The sequence below is a fragment of the Pseudomonas palmensis genome, assembly GCF_017848315.1.
GTDB classification, from domain to species: Bacteria; Pseudomonadota; Gammaproteobacteria; order Pseudomonadales; family Pseudomonadaceae; genus Aquipseudomonas; species Aquipseudomonas palmensis.
The window spans coordinates 20,733-36,856 of record NZ_JAFKEC010000028.1; the positions used below are offsets into that span (position 1 = coordinate 20,733).

General features: G+C 65.0%; 16 protein-coding genes and 1 tRNA gene. 8 read left to right on the plus strand and 9 right to left on the minus strand.

Going from position 1 to position 16,124, the window contains the following annotated elements:
• Window positions 1-3 precede the first annotated feature (3 nt).
• The 4 genes from JZZ72_RS15805 to JZZ72_RS15820 form a co-directional block, all read right to left on the minus strand.
• A tRNA-Gln gene (locus tag JZZ72_RS15805) sits at window positions 4-78 on the minus strand.
• A 34-nt stretch (window positions 79-112) separates the two neighbouring features.
• A complete protein-coding gene (gene ispE, locus JZZ72_RS15810; RefSeq protein WP_043864328.1) occupies window positions 113-961 on the minus strand; it encodes a 4-(cytidine 5'-diphospho)-2-C-methyl-D-erythritol kinase in 849 nt (282 codons plus the stop codon).
• Complete coding sequence (lolB, locus tag JZZ72_RS15815; protein ID WP_043864329.1) at window positions 961-1,578, minus strand: lipoprotein insertase outer membrane protein LolB; 618 nt, start codon at window positions 1,576-1,578, stop codon at window positions 961-963. Before lolB ends, ispE begins: the two co-directional genes overlap by 1 nt.
• A 4-nt stretch (window positions 1,579-1,582) precedes the next feature.
• A complete protein-coding gene (locus tag JZZ72_RS15820) occupies window positions 1,583-3,313 on the minus strand; it encodes a tetratricopeptide repeat protein (RefSeq protein ID WP_054916245.1) in 1,731 nt (576 codons plus the stop codon).
• A gap of 177 nt (window positions 3,314-3,490) precedes the next feature.
• Between JZZ72_RS15820 and hemA the strand changes: the two genes are divergently transcribed.
• From hemA to JZZ72_RS15850, 6 genes are all read left to right on the plus strand, one after another.
• Entirely contained in the window at window positions 3,491-4,768 is a 1,278-nt protein-coding gene (gene hemA / locus JZZ72_RS15825; protein WP_043864331.1) for a glutamyl-tRNA reductase, read from the plus strand.
• A complete protein-coding gene (gene prfA / locus JZZ72_RS15830; protein WP_054916244.1) occupies window positions 4,765-5,847 on the plus strand; it encodes a peptide chain release factor 1 in 1,083 nt (360 codons plus the stop codon). The genes hemA and prfA overlap by 4 nt, the downstream gene beginning before the upstream one ends.
• Window positions 5,848-6,678 (plus strand): peptide chain release factor N(5)-glutamine methyltransferase, encoded by an 831-nt coding sequence (prmC, locus tag JZZ72_RS15835; protein WP_058540645.1) that lies wholly within the window; start codon window positions 5,848-5,850, stop codon window positions 6,676-6,678. It begins immediately after the preceding gene.
• Window positions 6,672-7,427, plus strand: coding sequence for a molybdopterin-synthase adenylyltransferase MoeB (locus JZZ72_RS15840; protein ID WP_054916242.1), 756 nt, complete (start codon window positions 6,672-6,674; stop codon window positions 7,425-7,427). The genes prmC and JZZ72_RS15840 overlap by 7 nt, the downstream gene beginning before the upstream one ends.
• Window positions 7,420-8,211, plus strand: coding sequence for a glutamate racemase (gene murI / locus JZZ72_RS15845; protein ID WP_058540662.1), 792 nt, complete (start codon window positions 7,420-7,422; stop codon window positions 8,209-8,211). Before JZZ72_RS15840 ends, murI begins: the two co-directional genes overlap by 8 nt.
• A 114-nt stretch (window positions 8,212-8,325) precedes the next feature.
• On the plus strand, window positions 8,326-8,844 hold the full coding sequence (locus JZZ72_RS15850) for an acyloxyacyl hydrolase (protein ID WP_043864335.1): 519 nt from the start codon (window positions 8,326-8,328) through the stop codon (window positions 8,842-8,844).
• 57 nt (window positions 8,845-8,901) lie between these two features.
• Here the strand turns inward: JZZ72_RS15850 and JZZ72_RS15855 are convergent, their stop codons facing one another.
• From JZZ72_RS15855 to JZZ72_RS15875, 5 genes are all read right to left on the minus strand, one after another.
• On the minus strand, window positions 8,902-9,603 hold the full coding sequence (locus tag JZZ72_RS15855; protein ID WP_160296671.1) for an SDR family NAD(P)-dependent oxidoreductase: 702 nt from the start codon (window positions 9,601-9,603) through the stop codon (window positions 8,902-8,904).
• A 10-nt stretch (window positions 9,604-9,613) separates the two neighbouring features.
• Complete coding sequence (gene phrB / locus JZZ72_RS15860) at window positions 9,614-11,041, minus strand: deoxyribodipyrimidine photo-lyase (protein WP_210014691.1); 1,428 nt, start codon at window positions 11,039-11,041, stop codon at window positions 9,614-9,616.
• A 28-nt stretch (window positions 11,042-11,069) separates the two neighbouring features.
• Complete coding sequence (locus tag JZZ72_RS15865) at window positions 11,070-11,960, minus strand: MerR family transcriptional regulator (protein ID WP_043864337.1); 891 nt, start codon at window positions 11,958-11,960, stop codon at window positions 11,070-11,072.
• Complete coding sequence (locus JZZ72_RS15870) at window positions 11,950-12,906, minus strand: YbgA family protein (protein WP_043864338.1); 957 nt, start codon at window positions 12,904-12,906, stop codon at window positions 11,950-11,952. The genes JZZ72_RS15865 and JZZ72_RS15870 overlap by 11 nt, the downstream gene beginning before the upstream one ends.
• A gap of 112 nt (window positions 12,907-13,018) precedes the next feature.
• Window positions 13,019-14,005: an NAD(P)/FAD-dependent oxidoreductase gene (locus tag JZZ72_RS15875; protein ID WP_043864339.1), complete on the minus strand. Its 987-nt coding sequence runs from the start codon at window positions 14,003-14,005 to the stop codon at window positions 13,019-13,021.
• A gap of 185 nt (window positions 14,006-14,190) precedes the next feature.
• Here JZZ72_RS15875 and JZZ72_RS15880 point away from each other — a divergent pair, with 185 nt between their 5' ends.
• Both JZZ72_RS15880 and hemH read left to right on the plus strand, forming a co-directional pair.
• Complete coding sequence (locus JZZ72_RS15880; protein WP_043864340.1) at window positions 14,191-15,093, plus strand: TIGR01777 family oxidoreductase; 903 nt, start codon at window positions 14,191-14,193, stop codon at window positions 15,091-15,093.
• A gap of 12 nt (window positions 15,094-15,105) precedes the next feature.
• Window positions 15,106-16,122: a ferrochelatase gene (gene hemH / locus JZZ72_RS15885; protein ID WP_043864341.1), complete on the plus strand. Its 1,017-nt coding sequence runs from the start codon at window positions 15,106-15,108 to the stop codon at window positions 16,120-16,122.
• Window positions 16,123-16,124 lie beyond the last annotated feature (2 nt).

Below are 16,124 nucleotides of genomic sequence, written 5' to 3' on the forward strand. Positions count from 1 at the left end.
AAATGGCAGGGGCGGCTGGATTCGAACCAACGCATGGCAGGATCAAAACCTGCTGCCTTACCGCTTGGCGACGCCCCTGTATCTGTTGCTGCGAGTACCTGATACTCGATTCCTAGAGCAGACCTTGCAGCGTGCGATGCAACATTGAGATGTTGCTTCCTTTAGCCACAAACCCTGTTTGGGTCTCTGTAAGAAGGGCCAAAACTTTATCAGCTTCAGCTTTGCTTGGGAAGGCCCCAAACACACAACTTCCAGTTCCGGTTAGCCTAGCATCCGTGAATTTACCTAGTAAATTCAGTGAGTTACGTACTTCCGGGTAACTCTGCTCTACTACCGGTTGGCAGTCATTACGACTGTTTCCCTTGGGAACGGGGCGCATCTTAATGGGCGGTGAATTACGTGTCAACAACGGATGCGAAAAAATTTCTGCTGTACTTACAAATACTTGCGGTACCAGCACGACGTACCAGGGTTCCTCGGGGTCGACGGGGGTGAGCTTCTCGCCCACGCCTTCGGCAAACGCCGCGTGCCCGCGCACGAAAACCGGCACGTCGGCGCCCAGTGTCAGGCCCAGCTCGGCCAGCTGGTCTTCGCTGCAGCCAAGCTGCCAGAGGTGGTTGAGACCGAGCAGGGTGGTGGCGGCATCCGAACTGCCACCGCCGATGCCTCCGCCCATGGGCAGTACCTTCTTCAGGTAGATGTCCACGCCCAGGGGGCAGCCGGTCAGTTGCTGCAGCTTGCGCGCCGCGCGCACGATCAGGTTGCTCTCGTGGGGCACATCCTTGAGGTCGCTGTGCAGGATGACCTGGCCGTCGTCGCGCAGGTCGAAACTCAGTTCGTCGGCATGGTCCAGAAACTGGAACAGCGTCTGCAGCTCGTGGTAGCCGTCGTCGCGGCGGCCGAGAATGTGCAGCATCAGGTTGAGCTTGGCCGGGGCCGGCAGGGTCAATCGGCTCATCATCAATGCCCCAGCTGGCGCGGTTGCCATTCCTTGACCACCACGGTCACGTCGAGGTCCTGGCCGTGCAGCTTGAGGCGCTCGGGCAGCCAGTAGCCGTTCTGTTCGGTGTAGCTCAGGTACTCGACGCTCCAGCCGTCCTGCTTGAGGCTGGCCAGGCGGCTGTCGCCGTCCAGGGTCAGCTGGCTCTTGCTGTCGGGGGCGGGCAGGCCGCGTACCCACCACACCAGGTGCGACACCGGCAGTTCCCAGCCCAGTTGCTCGGCCAGCAGGCTTTCCGGGCTTTGTGCCTCGAAACGGCCCTGGTTGGCCACTTCCAGCACCACCTGGCCCGGACGGCCGGTGAGCCGTGCGGCGCCGCGACCCAGCGGGCCGGACAGGCGAATGTCGTAGTAGTCCTGGCGTTGCAGCCAGAACAGGGTGCCACTGCCGGAGTCTTTCGGTGCGCGGATGCCCACCTTGCCGTTGATCTGCCAGCCGTCGAGGGTGCTCAACTGCTGTTTGTGTTCACGCCACAGTTGCGCGTTGCCCTGGCCCTGCACGGCCTCGCGGGAGCCGAAGCTGGAACAGCCGGCAAGCACGGCGATCAGGCTGAAGGTGATGAAATGGCGCAGTAACATAAGCTTATAGAGTCTCGGATCCGGTCAGGCGCAAGACGGTCTTGCGCAGAATAGGGCTGTCGGGCTGGCCTTCGAAGGCCTTGGCCCAAACCTGGCGGGCTTCACGACGCTTGCCGTTGGCCCACAGCACTTCGCCCAGGTGCGCCGCGACCTCGTGGTCGGGGAAGCGCTCCAGGGCCTGGCGCAGCAGGCGCTCGGCCTCGTCCAGGTTGCCCATGCGGTAGTTGACCCAGCCCAGGCTGTCGAGCACGGCCGGGTCTTCGGGGTTGATCTGCAGGGCTTTCTCGATCAGGCCCTTGGCTTCGGCATAGCGGGTGGTACGGTCGGCCAGGGTGTAGCCCAGCGCATTGAGCGCCATGGCGTTTTCCGGTTCGCGTTGCAGGATGCTGCGCAGGTCCCTTTCCATCTGGGCCAGGTCGTCGCGCTTCTCGGCGAGCATGGCACGGCTGTACAGCAGGCTCAGGTCGTCCGGGTACTGCCGGATCGCTGCCTGCAACACCTGCATGGCCTGGGCGTCCTTGTCATTGTTGCCAAGGGTTTCGGCCTCGATCAGGTACAGCTGGATCGCGTAGTCCGGCTGCGCCTCGCGGGCTTCGGCAAGGCGCCGGCTGGCCTCGTCGGTGCGCCCGTTGGCAATCAGGATGTCGGCCTGGCGCAGTTGCGCGGGCAGGTAGTCGTTGCCAGGGCCGACCAGGGCGTACTCGGTCAGGGCCGCTTCGGAATCGTTGCGCTCTTCGAAGATGCGCCCCAGGTTCAGGTGCGCCGCATCCACGTGGCTGTCGCGCTCGATCAGTTCCTGCAGGTAGCTGGTGGCTTCGTCGAGCGCCTTGGCCTCGATGCTCACCAGCGCCAGCGAATAGCGCAGTTCGTCGTCTTCGGGGTATTGCTGCAGCAGGTTGGCGAACTCGACCTTGGCGTCGTCGATGCGGTCCTGCTCCACCAGGGTGCGCGCGTAGGTCAGGCGCAGGCGCTTGTCGTCGGGGTTGCGGGCGATGGCCTTGCGCAGCAGCGGCAGGGCTTCGGGGCCACGGTCAAGCGATTGCAGCAGGCGCGCACGCAACAGGATCGGGGCAATTTCACCGTCCGCCGGCGGGTGGGCTTCGAGCAGCGCCAGGGCGGCCTCGGACTTGCCGTCCTGCTGCAGCAGCAGGGCCTTGCCGAACACCAGCTGGCTGTTGTCGGGGTACTTTACCAGCAGGCGGTCGAAACTTTTCTGCAGGCCGTCGCGGGTGTCCTGGTCGGTTTCGGCCGCCGACAGCGCGAGAAAGTCGAAATGCGTGTCGCCCTGACCCTGCAGCACCTTCTCCATGAACACCATCGAATCGTCATAGCGTCCACTGCGCGCCAGCTGGATGGCGGCGGCGCGTTGTGCGTCGAGGTTCTCGGGGTCGTTCCTGGCCCATATCAGTGCGGTATCGAGGGCGGCCTGATCGGCGCCCAGGTACTCGGCAATGCGAAATGCCCGCTCGGAAATGCCCGCGTCCTGGGTCTTGATCGCCTGGGTGACGTAGTTGTCCAGGGCGATATCGAAGCGGTTGCGCTGCCCGGCGAGCTCGGCGGTCAACAGGCTGTACACCGTGTCCTGGGTGAACGAGCCGTACACCGTGGGCTTCTTGGCCTCGGCGACCGTGGCCGCATCGTCGGCAGGCGCCGTGGCGTCCCGGGCGCCCGGGGTCAGCGTCTGGCAACCCTGGAGCAAGGCAAAGGCGAGGAATAACGCGGAAGATCTATTCATAGGGAGGATTTGGGCGGCTTACCTGCGGTCGGATCATCATGACACAAGGATCATGGCAAACCCATCGTCGATGGGGCTTTTGGATACAGACTATAAGAGACAATAACGAGCGGTGGTTGTTCTCTATCCGGCGAAGTAGGACAATTATCGGCTTCTCGTCACAATCAGCGACCTTGAATGGCCTTTCTTGCCCTCGGTATCAACCATAAGACTGCCTCGGTAGACGTACGCGAGCGCGTGGCGTTTACGCCCGAGCAGCTGGTCGAAGCCTTGCAGCAGCTGTGTCGACTGACCGCCAGCCGCGAAGCTGCGATCCTTTCGACCTGCAATCGCAGCGAACTGTACATCGAACAGGATCACCTGGCGGCGGACAGCGTACTGCGCTGGCTGGCCGATTATCACAAGCTGAGCCTGGATGAACTGCGCGCCTGCGCCTATATCCATGAAGATGATGGCGCCGTGCGGCACATGATGCGGGTGGCCTCCGGGCTCGACTCGCTGGTGCTGGGCGAGCCGCAGATCCTCGGCCAGATGAAATCGGCCTATGCCGTGGCGCGCGAGGCCGGCACCATCGGCCCGCTGCTGGGGCGCCTGTTCCAGGCGACCTTCAGCGCCGCCAAGCAGGTGCGTACCGATACCGCCATCGGTGAAAACCCGGTGTCGGTGGCATTTGCCGCCGTGAGCCTGGCCAAGCAGATCTTCAGCGACCTGGGCCGCAGCCAGGCCCTGCTGATCGGTGCCGGCGAAACCATCACGCTGGTGGCGCGACACCTGCACGAGCAGGGCGTGCGCCGCATCGTGGTGGCCAACCGCACGCTGGAGCGCGCCAGCACCCTGGCCGAGCAGTTCGGTGCCCATGCGGTGCTGCTGTCGGACATCCCGCAGGAGCTGGTCAACAGCGATATCGTGATCAGTTCCACTGCCAGCCAGTTGCCGATCCTGGGCAAGGGCGCGGTCGAGAGTGCACTCAAGCAGCGCCGGCACAAGCCGATCTTCATGGTCGACATCGCCGTGCCCCGCGACATCGAGGCGCAGGTGGGCGAGCTGGACGACGTGTACCTGTACACCGTCGACGACCTGCACGATGTGGTGGCCGAAAACCTCAAGAGCCGCCAGGGCGCCGCCCAGGCCGCCGAAGAGCTGGTCACCGTGGGCGCCGAGGACTTCATGCTGCGCCTGCGCGAGCTGGCTGCGGTGGATGTGCTCAAGGCCTACCGCCAGCAGAGCGAGCGCCTGCGCGACGAAGAGCTGCAAAAGGCCCAGCGCCTGTTGGCCAACGGCAGCAACGCCGAAGAGGTGCTGGCGCAGCTGGCCCGCGGGCTGACCAACAAGTTGCTGCACGCGCCGAGCGTGCAACTGAAAAAGCTGTCTGCCGAAGGCCGCCTCGATGCGCTGGCCATGGCCCAGGAACTCTTTGCCCTCAACGAGGGCTCCACGGATAAAACCCCGCAATGAAAGCGTCGCTGCTGAATAAACTGGACACGCTCCAGGACCGTTTCGAGGAATTGACCGCCCTGCTGGGTGACGCCGAAGTGATTTCGGACCAGACGCGCTTTCGTGCCTACTCGCGCGAATATGCCGAGGTCGAGCCCGTTGCACAGACCTACGCGCAGTGGCGCAAGGTGCAGGCTGACCTGGAGGGCGCCCAGGCCTTGCTCAAGGACAGCGACCCGGACCTGCGCGAAATGGCGGTCGAGGAAGTGCGCGAGGCCAAGGAGCAACTGGCCGCTATCGAAGGGCAACTGCAACGCATGCTGCTGCCCAAGGACCCCAACGACGGGCGCAACGTGTTCCTCGAGATCCGTGCCGGCACGGGTGGCGACGAGGCGGCGATCTTCTCCGGCGACCTGTTCCGCATGTACTCGCGTTATGCCGAGCGTCGCGGCTGGCGCCTGGAAATCCTCTCCGAGAACGAGGGCGAGCACGGCGGCTACAAGGAAATCATCGCCCGCGTCGAGGGCGACAGCGTGTACGGCAAGCTCAAGTTCGAGTCTGGCGCACACCGCGTGCAGCGGGTGCCGGAAACCGAGTCCCAGGGCCGCATCCACACCTCCGCGTGCACCGTGGCGGTGCTGCCCGAGCCCGACGAGCAGGTGGCCATCGAGATCAACCCGGCCGACCTGCGGGTGGACACCTACCGCTCCTCCGGCGCGGGCGGCCAGCACGTGAACAAGACCGACTCGGCCATCCGCATCACCCACTTGCCCACCGGCATCGTGGTCGAATGCCAGGAAGAGCGCTCGCAGCACAAGAACCGCGCCCGTGCGATGTCCTGGCTGTCGGCCAGGCTCAACGACATGCAGACCAGTGCCGCGCAGAACGCGATCGCCAGCGAGCGCAAGCTGCTGGTGGGCTCGGGTGACCGCTCCGAGCGTATCCGTACCTACAACTATCCACAGGGCCGGGTGACCGATCACCGCATCAACCTGACCCTGTACTCGCTGGATGAAGTACTGGCGGGCGGCGTCGATGCGATCATCGAGCCGCTGCTGTCCGAATACCAGGCCGATCAACTGGCCGCACTGGGTGAGTAAATGACCATCATTGCCAGCCTGCTGCGCGGGGCGCAGCTACCCGACTCGCCCACCGCGCGCCTGGATATCGAGCTGCTGCTGGCTGCGGCCATCGGCAAATCGCGCAGCTACCTGCACACCTGGCCCGAGCGCATCGTCAGCAGCGAAGCGGCCGCGACCTTCGCCACCTACCTGCAGCGACGCAGCGAAGGCGAGCCGGTGGCCTATATCCTCGGCCAGCAGGGCTTCTGGAAGCTTGACCTGGAAGTGGCCCCGCACACGCTGATCCCGCGGCCGGACACCGAGCTGCTGGTGGAGGTCGCCCTTGAGCTGCTGCCGGCAACGCCATTGCAGGTGCTCGACCTGGGCACGGGCAGCGGCGCCATCGCCCTGGCCCTGGCCAGCGAGCGCGGCGGCTGGCAGGTGACGGCCGTCGACCGGGTGCCCGAAGCCGTGGCCCTGGCCGAGCGCAACCGCCAGCGTTTGCAGCTGGACAACGCCAAGGTGCTTGCCAGCCACTGGTTCGACGCCCTGCAAGGGCAGCGCTTTGCGCTGATCGTCAGCAATCCGCCCTACATCGCCGAGCAGGACCCGCACCTGGCGGCCGGCGACGTGCGCTTCGAGCCCAGCAGTGCGCTGGTGGCCGGCAGCGACGGGCTCGACGACCTGCGCCAGATCATCACACAGGCCCCGCAGCACCTGCTGCCCGGCGGCTGGCTGCTGCTGGAACATGGCTATGACCAGGCTGCAGCGGTGCGCGAACTGCTGGCGCGACACGGGTTCGAGCAGATCCAGAGCCGCACCGACCTTGGCGGCCATGAGCGCATCAGCCTCGGGCGCCTGGCATGCTGAACGACGAGGAGCTGTTGCGCTACAGCCGGCAGATCCTGTTGGCCCAGGTGGATATCGACGGGCAGTTGCGCCTCAAGGGCAGCCGGGTACTGATCGTCGGCCTGGGCGGCCTGGGTTCGCCGGTGGCGCTGTACCTGGCGGCGGCCGGGGTCGGCGAGCTGCACCTGGCCGACTTCGACACGGTCGACCTGACCAACCTGCAACGCCAGGTGATGCACGACACGGCCGCCGTGGGCCTGAGCAAGGTCGATTCGGCCATGGCCCGGCTGCAGGCGATCAACCCGCAGGTCGCCCTGGTTGCCCATCGCCAGGCCCTGGATGACGACTCCCTGGCCCAGGCGGTGGGGGCGGTCGACCTGGTACTGGACTGCTGTGACAACTTTGCCACCCGCGAGGCGGTGAACGCTGCCTGCGTCGCGGCCGGCAAGCCGCTGGTCAGCGGTGCGGCCATTCGCCTGGAAGGCCAGCTGTCGGTGTTCGATCCGCGCAACCCGCTCAGCCCCTGCTACCACTGCCTGTACGGGCATGGCAGCGAAGCCGAGCTGACCTGCAGCGAAGCCGGTGTGCTCGGCCCGCTGGTAGGCCTGGTGGGCAGCCTGCAGGCGCTGGAGGCCTTGAAGCTGCTGGCCGGGTTTGGCGAGCCGCTGGTGGGTCGCCTGCTGCTCGTCGATGCCCTGGGGACGCGGTTTCGCGAGCTGCGGGTCAAGCGCGACCCGGCCTGCAGCGTGTGTGGCGCCGGCCATGCGTGAAGCGCCGGTCGGGGTGTTCGATTCCGGCGTGGGTGGGCTGTCGGTGCTGGCGGAAATCAGCCGCCTGTTGCCCGACGAGTCGCTACTGTATGTGGCGGACTGCGGGCATATTCCCTATGGCGAGAAGTCGCCCGAGTTCATCCGCCAGCGCTGCCGCCTGGTAGCCGAATTCTTTCAGCAGCAGGGCGCCAAGGCCATGGTGCTGGCCTGCAACACCGCCACCGTGGCGGCGGTGGCCGATCTGCGCGAGCGCTACCCGCACTGGCCGCTGGTGGGCATGGAGCCGGCGGTAAAGCCGGCGGCAGCGGCCACCCGCAGTGGAGTGGTAGGGGTGCTGGCAACCACCGGCACCCTGCAGAGCGCCAAGTTCGCCGCGTTGCTGGATCGCTTTGCCAGCGACGTTCGTGTAGTTACCCAGCCGTGCCCGGGGCTGGTGGAACTGATCGAGGCGGGCGACCTGGACAGCCCCGCGCTGCGCCAGTTGCTGCAGGGCTATGTCGAGCCGCTGCTGGCCGCCGGCTGCGACACCCTGATCCTGGGCTGCACCCATTACCCCTTCCTGAAACCGCTGCTCGCGCACATGGTGCCGCCGGCCGTGGCCATCATCGATACCGGCGCTGCGGTGGCCCGGCAACTCCAGCGTTTGCTGGGTGAACGGGCCCTGCTGGCCCACGGCCCGGCGCAGCCTGCGCAGTTCTGGACCAGCGGCAGTCCGGCACATTTGGTAAAGATTCTGCCGATGTTGTGGAATAAATCTGACAGTGTGCGAAGCTTCGACTTGTAAAAAAACTGTGAAAAATGCATTTTTTTCCTGAACTATCGTACTACTGCCGATTTCTATTCAATCGTCTGATGAGACACAAAACCACAACAGCATTTAGGAAAAGGGACGTTTCTCATGAAGAAACTGCTTTGCTTGGCTGCGATTGCAGCCGTTACCCTGGGGCACTCTTTCACCGCAAACGCCGCTGACGCCTCGTTTTCCGTAGGGCAGACCGGTGATTCGACCATGGTCTATCGCCTTGGGCTGCAGTCCAACTGGGACGCCAGCTGGTGGCAGACCAGCGTCGGCCGCGTGACCGGCTACTGGGATGGTGCCTACACCTACTGGGACGGCGACAAGACTTCCAGCAACCACAGCCTCTCGTTCGCGCCCGTGTTCGTCTACGAGTTCGCCGGTGAGTCGGTCAAACCCTACATCGAGGCGGGTATCGGTGTAGCGGCCTTCTCCAGCACCAAGCTTGAAACCAACAAGCTCGGCTCGTCGTTCCAGTTCGAAGACCGCATCGGGTTCGGCTTGCGCTTCGCGGGCGGACACGAGGTAGGCGTGCGCGCCATCCACTATTCGAACGCGGGCCTGCAAAGCCCCAACGATGGCGTGGAAAGCTATTCGCTGCACTACCGCATGCCGCTCTGACGGTCGGCCGGTACCCTGCACCACGAAAAAGGCCCTGACTTGCGTCAGGGCCTTTTTTCATTTTGGCAGCGGCCACAGCTCATTGACCGCTAACGCCTGCAGGGTCAACTGCTGCGGGCGTTCGCCCAGGCGTTGCAGGATGGCGCTGGCAGCCGAACTGGCGTCCCACTCATCCGGGATGGCAGTGGGTGTGTTCATGGCCTGTGCAGGTGTCTGAGGGGCCACGATGGTCAGGTCGATGCCGTGTGCGACCAGCAGGGGGCGGGCGTCTTCGAACAGTGACGCGATGCTGTTGGCAGGGCGCCGCGGCTGGCCGGGCTCGCCCAGCTGCAGGGCAGAGTACGCACTGAGAATCCCCACCACCTGCGGGGCGCGCCCCTTGTCCAGAAGGGGGAGCGCGCCTTCGAGGCAGTGCGAGGCGGCGGCCAGGTTGCTTCGCACCACGTCCTGCAGCAGTGTCTGGGTAATCGGCAACGGCAGGTAGTCGCAGGTGCCGGCGTTGACGATCAGGCCGTCGATGGCCTGCCATTGTTCGGTCAGGGTGGCGCAGGCGCGCCTGGCCTGCGGCAACTGGTGCAGGTCGCCGGCAAGTACAAGGACCCTACCGGGATAGTCGGTCTCAAGGGGGTGTGCATCGTCGCGATTGCGAACACTGAGCGCCACCTTGCAGCCCTGTTCAAGCAGCGCCTCTGCCAAGGCATGCCCAAGTCCGTTGCTGGCACCGGTAATCCAGATGCGCCGAGGTCGATCACTGCTCAAGATCCTTTCCTCAATCGTTGCGTTTAGGTAAGTGTTTGAACGCATCCAGTGCGCGTTGGCGACTAGAACTTAAGTCTACAATTGCATGAGGATAGACATCTATTGCAAACAAATCGTTCTGGACATTGGGTAAATGGACGGCCTTGTGGTCCAGGTTGCCGCGTTCAGGCAGCCAGTGCTTCAGAAATCGCCCTGCAGGGTCGAAGCGTTGCGACTGGCTCACCGGATTGAAGATCCGAAAGTAGGGCACGGCGTCGGTACCGGTCGAGGCGCTCCACTGCCAGCCGCCGTTGTTGGCGGCCAGGTCGCCGTCGATCAGGTGGCGCATGAAGAAGCGTTCGCCTTCACGCCAGTCGATCAGCAGGTTCTTGGTCAGAAACATGGCCGTGACCATGCGCAGGCGATTGTGCATCCAGCCTGTGGCGAGCAACTGGCGCATGGCCGCATCCACGATAGGGATGCCGGTGCAGCCCTGTTGCCAGGCCAGCAGGTCCTGTGGCGCGTTGCGCCAGGGCAGGGCTTCGGTATGTGACCTGAAGGCACGGTGGCGGGAAACCTGCGGGTAGCCCACCAGGATGTGCTTGTAGAACTCGCGCCACAGCAGTTCGTTGATCCAGGTGATGGCGCCGGCATTCCCGCTGTCGAATTCGCCGAAGTTGCAGGCCAAGGCGGCATGCAGGCACTGGCGGGGGGAGATCACCCCGGCGGCGAGGTAGGCCGACAGCTGGCTGGTGCCAGGCACGGCAGGAAGGTCGCGCTGTACCGGATAATCCTCGATGGCCTCGTCGACAAAGCGCGCCAGGCGGCGTGCGGCTTCATCCTCGCCTGCCGGCCACAGCGTGCGCAACGCGTCGGGCGGCGTCTCGAAGCCGGCCACCTGGGTGGGGACGGTGTCGCTGGCAATGGCCAGCCGGGCCTGGGCTGCCGGCGCCGATACCCGTGAGGGAAGCCCCAGGTGAAGCCGTTCGTAGCACACCTTGCGAAACTGGCTGAACACCTGGAAGTAACCGCCGCTGCGGGTCAGGATGCTGCCGGGCTTGAACAGCAACTGGTCCAGGTAGCTGTGCACCTGGATGTCGGCCTGGCGCAATGCCTGCTGCACGGCCTGATCGCGACGTTGTTCGTGTACCCCGTATTCCTCGTTCAGGTGCACGGCACTGACCGCATGTTGCCTGCACAGCGCGAGCAGCACCCGAGGCGCATCGGCCCACTGGTCGGCAGGCACAATCAGCAGGGGAATGTTCAGGGCGTCCAGTGACTGGCGCAGGCTGTGCAGGTTGCGCAGCCAGAAGTCCACCTTGCACGGGGCGTCGTCGTGGGCGAGCCACTGCCCGGGGCTTACCAGCCACACCGCCAGGGTGGGGCCGCGCGAGCAGGCAGCGGCCAGCGCAGTGTTGTCGTGAACGCGCAAGTCGTTGCGCAGCCAGATCAGTTGCATACGAAATCCTGTGAATGTGGGGGAGACGTCAGGTGGCCAGCAGGCCCAGCAACAGGGCGGGCAGCGCCACCACAGAGGACGGCAGATGCACGTTGCCTGCCTGCAGGCCCGCCGCCTCGGCATGCTCCTTGTAGAGCGCGGCCATGCTGCCCAGCAGCAGGGTCGGCAGATCGATCGCATTGAGGCTGCGCTGCAGTTCACGCGGATCGAGCGCCGCGTTCAGGCACATCACCAACGCACAGGGTTTGAGCTGCTGCACGGCAAACGCCAGCTCTCGAGGTGGCAGCGGCCAGTCGAATACCTCGACCGCGCAGCCGGCATCACTGAGCAGCCAGGCGCACAGCCACAGCTGCGGGTCGAATGGCAGGGCCGAGGCGTTGACCAGCAGGGCGGGCGCGGCGTTCAGCTGACGATTGTTGTGATACACCCGCACGCCAAGTTTGCTGCGCAGCCAGGTATGGAAGAACACCTGCTCCATGCGGGCGGCAAAGTGCCCGTGCCAGCGGGTGTCGAGTTCTTGCAGCAACGGCAGCAACAGTTGCTCGCACAGGGTGGCGGCGGGGTAGAGGGCCATGGCCTGGTTGAACAGCTGGTCGAGTCGGCGTTCGGCCAGTTGCGCGATGCAGTCGACCAGTTGCAGGCGCAGGGTGTGCCAGTCGTCGTTGCCGGGTGCGGGTTGCACTGCTGGGGAGGTGTCGAGCAGCGGCTTGACCTGGCCCACCGCGATTCCGCGGTTGAGCCATTGCAGAATCTGCTGGATGCGCTGCACGTGTGCGGCGCTGTAGAGCCGGTGACCCTTGCCGGTGCGCTGCGGCACGATCAGCCCGTAGCGACGCTCCCACGCGCGCAGGGTCACGGGGTTGACCCCGGTCAGGCGGGTGACTTCACGAATGGGCAGCAGGTCGTCTTCAGATGGCATTGCGCAGGCTCAGGTTTTCCGGGTGCGGTTGCAGATAGACCTGCTGCATGAGGTAGGGGTCGGGGTGGCGGCGCAGGTGGTGCTTGAGCAGGGTCAGCGGCACCACCAGCGGGACGATGCCGGCCTGGTACTGGTCGATCAGGGCGCGGATTTCCTGTTTGTCGCGGGGGTCGAGAAACCGGCGCAGGTAGCCGCTCAGGTGCATCAGCACGTTGCCGTGGGTGCCGCGACTGGCGCAGCGGCTCAGGGCGCTCATCAGCTGGCTGAAATACCGTGGGCCGATCTGGGTGGGGTCGTCCTGGCGCTGCATGCTGCCCAGCAACTTGCCCAGCACCTTGTACTGCTGGGGGTTGTGCGCCATCAGCTGGTACTTGTAGCGCGAGTGGAAGGCGATGAGGGCATGACGACTGAGCCCGCCTGCCAGCAATTGCTGCCAGTCGGCGTAGGCATACACCCGGGTGATGAAGTTTTCCCGCAGTACCGGATCGCACAGCCGGCCATCCTCTTCGACCGGCAGGTCGGGGCGCTGGGCGCAGAACCGTGCGGCATACAGGCCGCGACCGCCTTCGGTGGCCGGGTAGCCGTTGGCCTGGTACACCTTGACCCGTTCCAGGCCGCAGGATGGCGATTTCTGCATGAAGATGTAGCCGCAGATGTCGGTCAGTTGCCCGGCCATTTCTGCACCGTAGGCATCCAGTGCCTGGCTGACGTCCAGGCTGGCATCGCGGCTGCCCACGGCCCTGGGGTTGGCCGGGTCACCGGTCAGGCGGATGGCCTGGCGAGGTGTGCCCAGGCCGATGGCGACCTCGGGGCAGATGCCGATGAAGTCGAAGTGTTCGGCCAGCACTTCATTGCACAGGCGCGAGGCCTTGTGCCCGCCGTTGTAGCGGACCTCTTCGCCGGTCAGGCATGCACTGATGGCAATCTTTGGTCTGGTGGCCGCCATGGTCGCTCTCGACTGAAATTTGTACAGAAACAAAATTATGTACAGCTTCGCTCATCATAGATAACGTGTTGTACAAGTCAAATGTTCTGTACAGCTTCAGCCGGTGCAGGGGTCATTCCAGGTGTTCGAGCAGGCGCCGCGCCGCTTCCTGGCCGCTGAGCCATGCGCCCTCGACGCGCCCCGACATGCACCAGTCGCCGCAGGCGTACAGGCCCAGGTCGGCATCGGCCAGGGCGCCCCATTCATGGCTGCTGCTCGGGCGGGCATACAACCAGCGATGGGCCAGGGTGAAGGTGGGGGCCGGCACGGCGCAGCCCACCAGTTCGGCGAAGTTGCCCAGCAGGTGCTCGATCACGGCCTCGCGCGACAGGTCGATGTGTTGCTTGCTCCAGCTGGCGGTGGCGTGCAGGACCCAGGTGTCGAGTTTTTCGTCACGCCCGGGCTTGCTGCGGTTGCGCGCCAGCCAGTCGAGGTCGCAGCCCTGCACGAAGCAGCCCTGCATGGGGGTGTCCAGGGGCGTATCGAAGCCCAGCGCAATGGCCCAGGTGGGCTCCATCTGCACGCTGGCGGCCATGCCGGCCAGCTTGGTGGTGGCGCTGAGCAACTGCGTGGCCTGGGGCGCCGGCACCGCAATGATGACGCGACTGAACGGCCCGTGGCTGCCGCCCTCGGTGTCCTGCAGGTGCCAGTACTGCTTGCCGCGGAACACCTCGGCAATGCGGCAATTGAAGTTGACGGTGACATCCTTGAGCAGGCCGCGGGTGATGGCGCTCATGCGCGGTACACCCACCCAGCGGATCTGCTCGTCCGGCGAGGGGGTCAGCTGACCTTCGCGGTAGTTGTACAGTTGCGGCTTCCATTCGGCCGCCCAGCCCTTGGCCTGCCAGGCCTGGACCTGTTCGACGAAACGTCGGTCGCGGGCCGTGAAGTACTGCGCGCCCAGGTCCAGGGCGCCGGCTTCGCTGCGTTTGCTGGCCATGCGTCCGCCACTGCCGTGGCCCTTGTCGAACAGGTGCACGGTGTGCCCGGCCTTCTGCAGGGCCTGGGCGGCGGACAGGCCGGCGATGCCGGCACCGATGATTGCGATAGGAACAGTCATGATGGCCTCTTCGAACCTTTTGGAAACAGCCTACGCTGCCCGACAAGCCTGTACAATATCTCCAGCTTGTATAAGATGATTCCGCTCGACGTTGCAGGTTGGCCTATGTTTATCCGAGAGCGTTCGGTCAAAAAAGTGCCTTGAACTTAAAAATAGACCAGCGCGCGCCATGTGAGGACACAGCCATGCATATATTGCTGACCGGTGGTACGGGCCTGATCGGCAGACACCTTTGCCGCTTCTGGCTGGACAAGGGTTACCGCCTGACGGTGTGGAGCCGGCGTCCGGCGCAGGTCGCTCAGGTGTGCGGGGCAGGGGTGCGCGGCATTGCCCGGCTCGACGAACTGGGCGAGGAGCCGGTGGACGCCGTGGTCAACCTGGCCGGTGCGCCGATTGCCGATCGCCCCTGGACGTCGCACCGACGCGCGCTGCTATGGGCTAGCCGCATCACCCTCACCGAGCAGTTGATCGCCTGGCTGCAAGGCCGGCAGCAGCGCCCTGCGGTGCTGATCTCGGGGTCGGCGGTAGGGTGGTATGGCGATGGTGGTGAGCGCGAGCTGACCGAGCTGTCGCAGCCGGTCAAGGAGGACTTTGCCAGCCAGCTGTGCATTGCCTGGGAAGAAACCGCGCTGCGCGCCGAGGCCCTGGGCATGCGGGTGGTGCTGGTGCGTACCGGGCTGGTGCTGGCGGCCGAGGGCGGCTTTTTGTCGCGCCTGCGCCTGCCGTTCAAGCTCGGGCTGGGCGGGCCGATTGGCAGTGGTCGCCAGTGGATGCCGTGGGTCCATCTGGACGACCAAATCGCCCTGATTGATTTTCTGTTGCAGCGCGAGGATGCCAGCGGTCCTTATAATGCCTGCGCGCCGGAGCCGGTGCGCAACCGCGAATTTGCCCGACGCCTGGGGCGCGCGCTGCACCGCCCGGCGTTCATGCCGTTGCCGGCGCTGGTGCTGCGCGCCGGGCTCGGCGAACTGTCGGTATTGCTGCTGGGTGGCCAGCGGGCGCGCCCGGTGCGCTTGCTGGCGGCAGGCTTCACGTTCCGTTACAACGATGTGCAATCGGCGCTGGATGACTTGTCCGCGCGCCTCTGAAAAGGATGTTGCATGACCGATCATGCTCTGCTGCTGGTCAACCTGGGTTCACCGGCTTCCACTTCCGTCGCCGACGTGCGTCGTTACCTCAACCAGTTTCTGATGGACCCGTATGTGATCGACCTGCCGTGGCCGGTGCGTCGCCTGCTGGTCTCGCTGATCCTGATCAAGCGTCCGGAGCAGTCGGCCCACGCCTATGCCTCCATCTGGTGGGAGGAAGGCTCGCCGCTGGTGGTGCTGACCCGGCGCCTACAGCAGGCCATGGGCGCGCACTGGGCCCATGGCCCAGTGGAAATCGCCATGCGCTATGGCGAGCCTTCGCTGTCCACGGTGTTGCAGCGTCTGGCCGGCCAGGGCGTCACCAAGGTGACCCTGGCGCCGTTGTACCCGCAGTTTGCCGACAGCACCGTGACCACCGTGATCGAGCAGGCCAAGGCCGTGGTGGCCGAGCACAAGCTGGCATTGCAGATGCCGGTGCTGCGTCCGTTCTATGACCAGCCGCTGTACATCGACGCGCTGGTGGCCAGTGCCAGGCCGTACCTGGAGCAGGGCTTCGATCACCTGCTGCTGAGCTTTCACGGTTTGCCCGAGCGGCACCTGAAGAAACTCGACCCTACCGGTTCGCATTGTTTCCAGAATGCCGACTGCTGTCGCAACGCTTCGCCCGAGGTGCTGGCGGTGTGTTATCGCGCGCAGTGCCTGCGTTCGGCACAGTTGTTCGCGCAGAAGATGGGCCTGGCCGAGGGCCAATGGTCGGTGTCGTTCCAGTCGCGGCTGGGCCGGGCCAAGTGGATCGAACCCTACACCGAGGCGCGCCTGGACGAGCTGGGCAAGGCAGGCGTCAAGAAGCTGCTGGTGATGTGCCCGGCGTTCGTGGCCGACTGCATCGAGACGCTGGAAGAAATCGGCGATCGCGGGCGCGAGCAGTTTGTCGAGGCGGGCGGGCAAGAGCTGGTGCTGGTGCCGTGCCTGAATGATCACCCGCAGTGGGTGGAGGCGCTTACGCAGTTGTGTGAGCAGGCGGGTTAGGT

Bases quoted from the DNA above. Each gene is read 5' to 3' on its own strand.
- JZZ72_RS15880 (WP_043864340.1), top strand. From the start codon at position 14,191: ATGCATATATTGCTGACCGGTGGTACGGGCCTGATCGGCAGACACCTT.
- prmC (WP_058540645.1), top strand. From the start codon at position 5,848: ATGACCATCATTGCCAGCCTGCTGCGCGGGGCGCAGCTACCCGACTCG.
- JZZ72_RS15850 (WP_043864335.1), top strand. From the start codon at position 8,326: ATGAAGAAACTGCTTTGCTTGGCTGCGATTGCAGCCGTTACCCTGGGG.
- phrB (WP_210014691.1), bottom strand. From the start codon at position 11,041: ATGCAACTGATCTGGCTGCGCAACGACTTGCGCGTTCACGACAACACT.
- JZZ72_RS15820 (WP_054916245.1), bottom strand. From the start codon at position 3,313: ATGAATAGATCTTCCGCGTTATTCCTCGCCTTTGCCTTGCTCCAGGGT.
- ispE (WP_043864328.1), bottom strand. From the start codon at position 961: ATGATGAGCCGATTGACCCTGCCGGCCCCGGCCAAGCTCAACCTGATG.
- lolB (WP_043864329.1), bottom strand. From the start codon at position 1,578: ATGTTACTGCGCCATTTCATCACCTTCAGCCTGATCGCCGTGCTTGCC.
- prfA (WP_054916244.1), top strand. From the start codon at position 4,765: ATGAAAGCGTCGCTGCTGAATAAACTGGACACGCTCCAGGACCGTTTC.
- hemA (WP_043864331.1), top strand. From the start codon at position 3,491: ATGGCCTTTCTTGCCCTCGGTATCAACCATAAGACTGCCTCGGTAGAC.
- hemH (WP_043864341.1), top strand. From the start codon at position 15,106: ATGACCGATCATGCTCTGCTGCTGGTCAACCTGGGTTCACCGGCTTCC.
- JZZ72_RS15840 (WP_054916242.1), top strand. From the start codon at position 6,672: ATGCTGAACGACGAGGAGCTGTTGCGCTACAGCCGGCAGATCCTGTTG.
- JZZ72_RS15875 (WP_043864339.1), bottom strand. From the start codon at position 14,005: ATGACTGTTCCTATCGCAATCATCGGTGCCGGCATCGCCGGCCTGTCC.
- JZZ72_RS15865 (WP_043864337.1), bottom strand. From the start codon at position 11,960: ATGCCATCTGAAGACGACCTGCTGCCCATTCGTGAAGTCACCCGCCTG.
- murI (WP_058540662.1), top strand. From the start codon at position 7,420: ATGCGTGAAGCGCCGGTCGGGGTGTTCGATTCCGGCGTGGGTGGGCTG.
- JZZ72_RS15870 (WP_043864338.1), bottom strand. From the start codon at position 12,906: ATGGCGGCCACCAGACCAAAGATTGCCATCAGTGCATGCCTGACCGGC.